This is a genomic window from Paenisporosarcina sp. P5_A11 (assembly GCF_056400705.1).
The window spans coordinates 1-4982 of record NZ_JBFUKT010000215.1 but is presented as its reverse complement, the minus strand read 5'-3'; the positions used below and the strand labels follow the sequence as shown (position 1 = coordinate 4982).

Genomic DNA, 4982 nt, shown 5'->3' with positions numbered 1-4982 from the left:
GTACAACTCACACTTGACCTTTTTAATTATGTGAATTGAAGCTATAACACTCGTTCGCATATTCCACTTCGTCGAAGACACACTGGCGTAAAGCTAACTGTTACTTCTGCCTTCAAAGATCGGAACTTTCACAATTTTATGTATGTACAAAAGTAAAAAGCATAATCCCACAGGGATCATGCTTTTATGACTTTCCCGCTGACCGCATCCTCTTGGGCTAACCAATTTATATCGTTTTTATTATCTCTTACTCTATTTTATTCACTCATTCCTCTTCATTTTCACCATTCTCCGCTTTTGTCTATCCTTAAAAGCATTAAACTTCATATACATAACAAGAGTCTAGTAAATTATTAAAAAGTTAAGAGGTGAAAAATTTGAAAAAAAATGTGTTAGTAATTGCAGCACATCCCGACGATGAGCTCCTTGGTAGCGGTGGAACGTTAAAGAAATTAATTAATAATGGAAATAAAGTTATCACCGTTATTTTCGCTAAAGGACGGAAGGAAGAGGAGGGACACATGAAGCAGGCCATCTTAATGGCAAATAAACACTTAGGTATAKAAGAAGTTATTTTTTTGGAATACCCGAATCTATTATTGGAGACATTTCCATTACATGTTATCAATAAAGAGATTGAAGCTTTAATAGCAAAGTATGAACCTTATATGATTTTTACCCATCACTATGGCGACATTAACATGGACCATCAAATTCTGTTTCAAGCCGTGTTAACTGCAGCCCGCCCGCTACCAGGAAAAAAGCCAATTGAACTACTTTGTTTCGAAACAGTTTCTTCCAGTGAGTGGAGCCAACATACGAATGATAAGGCCTTTAAACCTAATTATTATGTCGATATTACAGAGACAATCGAGATAAAACTCGAGTCACTTCAGTTCTATGATGTAGAGATGAAACCATTTCCTCATCCGCGATCATATAAAGGAGTGGAGCATTTAGCCCAAGTACGCGGCATGACCGTTGGAGTTGAATACGCAGAAGCCTTTGAAATCATAAGGAGGGTATGGAAATGACAGATAAGTACGATCATTCCTCTTTGCCAGTTCCATATCCTTATTTGGTCTCTGCAACAGACCAATACTATGGTATGACTCAATCCTCAAAAGAAAAAAAGAGGAAAGAGAAAAAGAACAAGTGCAATATCAAGAAACAGTCCATTGATAGCTCAGAACGGAGAAATCTACGGATTTTAATTACGACATATTGGAATTATCCTGCTGTAGGGGGACTTCAAAATTATATAACTGCACTTAAAGTTGGATTGGAGGAGTTGGGGCATATTGTTGATATTATTGCTCCCAACCTATTTCCAAAGGATATAGGTAAGGATTATCAAAAGAAAATAGTAAAGGAAACTAAACAATTTTATATTAATCGATATGGTTATTACAGTGACAAAATAGTAAAGGAAAACAAACGTCTATCTCATTACGAAATGAAGTTAAGGAACATGAATTTAGAGAAATATGATATTTTCCACGCACAGGATCGATTTACAGCCAATATATTAGGTAGAATAAACCAATCTTATCAAAAGCCGCTACTCTTTACTCCTCATGGGTTTATGACTCAACGAAAACTTGATTTTAATTTGATTGAACAAGAATCTGTAGAAGAGGCTTACTTTTTAGCATTGGATCAAAAAGCCGTTGAAAGTTCAGATCACATAATTACCCTGTGTGAAGCCTTTCGTCCCATGCTAAAAAAATTAGGAGCTAAGGATAACAAAATGACGACTGTTTATACTGGTATTGATTTTAAATCGATAAACAAACAAAGAACATTAACAACGACAGAAAATAAAACTGTCATTACGTGTATTTCACGTCTTCGCCCTCGTAAAGGTCACAAATACTTGTTAGAAGCTCTTGCTTTAATAAAAAGTAAATTAAATAATGTTGATGTTTGGATTGTTGGTGATGGAGAGATGAGAGAAGAGCTTGAGGATCAAGTTCAAGCGTTACAATTAAGCAACGTCTCTTTTTTAGGGGTAAGAAACGATATATCTGAATTGTTAAGTCAGTCTGATATTTTTGTTCTGCCAACCACGAGCGACACGTTACCGATTGCGATCATCGAGGCGATGTTTGCGAACAAGGCTATTATTACAACGAATCAAGGTGGTATTCCAGAAATCATTCAGGATTACCATTCAGGCTTAATTGCTGAACCAGGGAACTCGCAACAGCTAGCAGAAAAATTATCACTTCTACTAAGCGATTCGGCATTAAGAGAAGCCTTGGCCAAAAATGCAGGGACATTCGCGGAAATGCATTTGACCAGTACGAGCATGATAAAGAAAATAGAAGAAATATATCAATCCCTTAATACCAAGGAGGAGGAATAGATGCGACATGATATTCCAGCTGTTGTCCTTGATTTAAGTGCAACAGGGATCGGTATCGTTCGAAGTTTGAGAAAAAAAGGAATTACCGTTTATGCATACGATATAAAAGGGAAATATGAAATCGGTAAAACCCGTCATGCCACTTGTGGTATTTGTCCTAATCCCGTTTCTGAAGAAAAGGAATTGTTCCATTTTCTTACCGATTTTGGGAAAAAGTTTGGCGAGAAACCGGTACTCTATGCAGGGTCTGATGACTTTGTTCATTTTATATCCAAACATAGAACCATATTATATCGATATTATCAGTTCTTATTACCAGAACACTCACTAGTTGAATCTGTATTAGATAAAAAATTAACATATGAATTGGCGGTTAAACATAACGTACCATGTCCCAAAATCTTCGCTATACACGATGCGCAGCAGCTTGAAAAAATCATCAATGAAGTTACCTTCCCCTGTATTTTAAAACCTGTCTATTCTTCCGACTTCCGTAAACGGATCAGTCACCGGCTGTATAAAAAAGCGATCTTGGTAGAGGAAGCATCCCAATTGCGGGAAAAGTACCTCTTTTATCTGCCATACGGCGAACTGATGCTACAAGAAATCATTCCCGGAGACGAGACATGCATTTATTCGGTCAAAACGTTTTTTGATGAACAGATGAATTTGATTGGGATATATATGAACCAAAAAATCCATCAATTTCCCCCTGACTTTGGCTCCTCTGCTATGGTCCTAAGTATAAGAGATGAAGAAGTGATCCAAAAGGCTGTATCTTTCCTCTCAGAACTACACTTTAAAGGGTTAGCTATTACAGAATTCAAACGGGATCAAAGGGATGGACAGTTAAAGTTTATTGAAATTAACTCAAGAATTGGACTGACGCAAAGGTTATCAATCGCATGCGGTGTTGATTTAGCCTACTTGTACTATTTGTCACTAACTGGTCAAAATCCTTTACCAGTCACAAGTCAACGAGAAGGAATCAAATGGGTTTATCTTGTCCGTGATTTTATTTCATTTCTTCAAAAACGAAGAAATGGAGAGATGACAATCGGCAAATGGATCAAGGGCCTATCAGGAAAAAAAGTAGAAGCTCTTTTTTCTTGGGATGATCCACTTCCGTTTATACGAAGTTTTGTTTCCCACCTACGGAATTTATGGGTAAGACGTTAAAAATCTATTTGAAAAGGAGTGAACTTTCCTTTGAGCAGTAAAGACGAGATTATACGACAATGGAGGCATTTTAGTTGGAATGATGAGTTGAAAAAGGTACTCGGTAAAAACGTTGAATTAGTAGAAACGCAAGTAGAGTGCCTTAAAAATTCACGTGAAAAAACAAGTATATGGAAATTGGTGGTTACTGATGGAATGGAATCCATTCCGATTGTACTAAAAATTTACAAACCACCATTGAAAGAAAATCATACAGTCGAAATGAATATGTATCAAAAAGCCAATAAAGCTTTGTTTGAATTTATGCCGCAAGTATATTGGATTGAGCCGAATGTAAACGCCGTAGAAATCTGGATGTTTATTGAGTATGTAAAACCATTACGCGGACAAATTAAACTTGCCCCAAAACACTTTGATAACATCATTCCAACCTTGGCGAAATTTCATGCTACAACATTCGATAATCGCATAATGCAGCATGGTGACATTTTCGATGCTTGGCTCCCCTATTATGATTCAAAGTCGATGGCTTTAGAAAGAAGTAGCCATATTGAAAAAACAAAGGAATACCTCGATCTGGCAATGAAGGACCCTAGTTTAAGGGGATTGGTGGAACCTAGCTATAAAGTCATTCAACATATTTTACAAAAAGGCCCCATATTCTTCCCTGAAATGTTGGAAAGCGGGCAGAGCCTCATACACGGAGATCTCCATTTTCATAATATTAGTTGTCAAAATGCAAGTGAGAATCAAGACTGGAGGATTCGATTTGTTGATTGGGAGTCTGCAAAATATGCTCCTGGATGGTTTGATCTTGTAGTCCTTGTAGAAATATTAATCGATTTTCGCAAAGATTGGCAAAAAGATGCAGAGGACATACGAAAGCATTGTACACATTTATATACCCAGGAAATGAAAAAGCATGGTATTACATTTCAGACGGATACACTACAGCTTTTGAAAATGACTTATTTACAGAGAACCTTAGAGAAAAGGCTGCTTAATCACTTGCGCAGAGTGTTAAGGGGAGAAAAAAGTATACTTCTAGAAAGATATTTGGAGAAAACTATGACTTGGGGGATAGAACTCGGATTATATTAATACATCCGAAAAGAATAGAAATCAAGTGTAAGAGGAGATTTTAAATAAGAATTCAAAAGGGTGGTAAGTTACCATCAAAATACTTGTTACTGGAGAGCCGGATTTATTCGTTACCATGCATGAGTTATACATCTAATGCGGACATGAGACAGTCATCATTGATCATTTTTTTGCAAAAAAAAAGATGCTGTTCTTCCTCAAGTCCATTGGTAACCATCTCATGAATGGCTTAACGGGTTAAGTGTGATTTTTTAATTATGATAAAACAATTAAAGAAAGTAAATAGAGATATTTTAGGGGAAACATCGAAAATGAAAAAAGCGCAWATAAGGGG

4 protein-coding genes are annotated in these 4982 nt (G+C 36.5%); all 4 read left to right on the top strand.

The features are described from left to right. The first annotated feature begins 377 nt into the window (after nucleotides 1-377). The 4 genes from AC1DOS_RS17975 to AC1DOS_RS17960 are packed head-to-tail and all read left to right on the top strand — an operon-like array spanning nucleotide 378 to nucleotide 4648. Nucleotides 378-1034 (top strand): PIG-L deacetylase family protein, encoded by a 657-nt coding sequence (locus tag AC1DOS_RS17975; RefSeq protein WP_477538602.1) that lies wholly within the window; start codon nucleotides 378-380, stop codon nucleotides 1032-1034. Beyond that, nucleotides 1031-2368, top strand: a complete 1338-nt coding sequence (locus AC1DOS_RS17970; RefSeq protein WP_108585322.1) for a glycosyltransferase family 4 protein — start codon at nucleotides 1031-1033, stop codon at nucleotides 2366-2368. The genes AC1DOS_RS17975 and AC1DOS_RS17970 overlap by 4 nt, the downstream gene beginning before the upstream one ends. Continuing rightward, on the top strand, nucleotides 2369-3547 hold the full coding sequence (locus tag AC1DOS_RS17965; RefSeq protein WP_477538601.1) for a carboxylate--amine ligase: 1179 nt from the start codon (nucleotides 2369-2371) through the stop codon (nucleotides 3545-3547). It abuts the gene before it with no gap. 30 nt (nucleotides 3548-3577) lie between these two features. Beyond that, entirely contained in the window at nucleotides 3578-4648 is a 1071-nt protein-coding gene (locus AC1DOS_RS17960) for a phosphotransferase (RefSeq protein WP_477538600.1), read from the top strand. Nucleotides 4649-4982 lie beyond the last annotated feature (334 nt).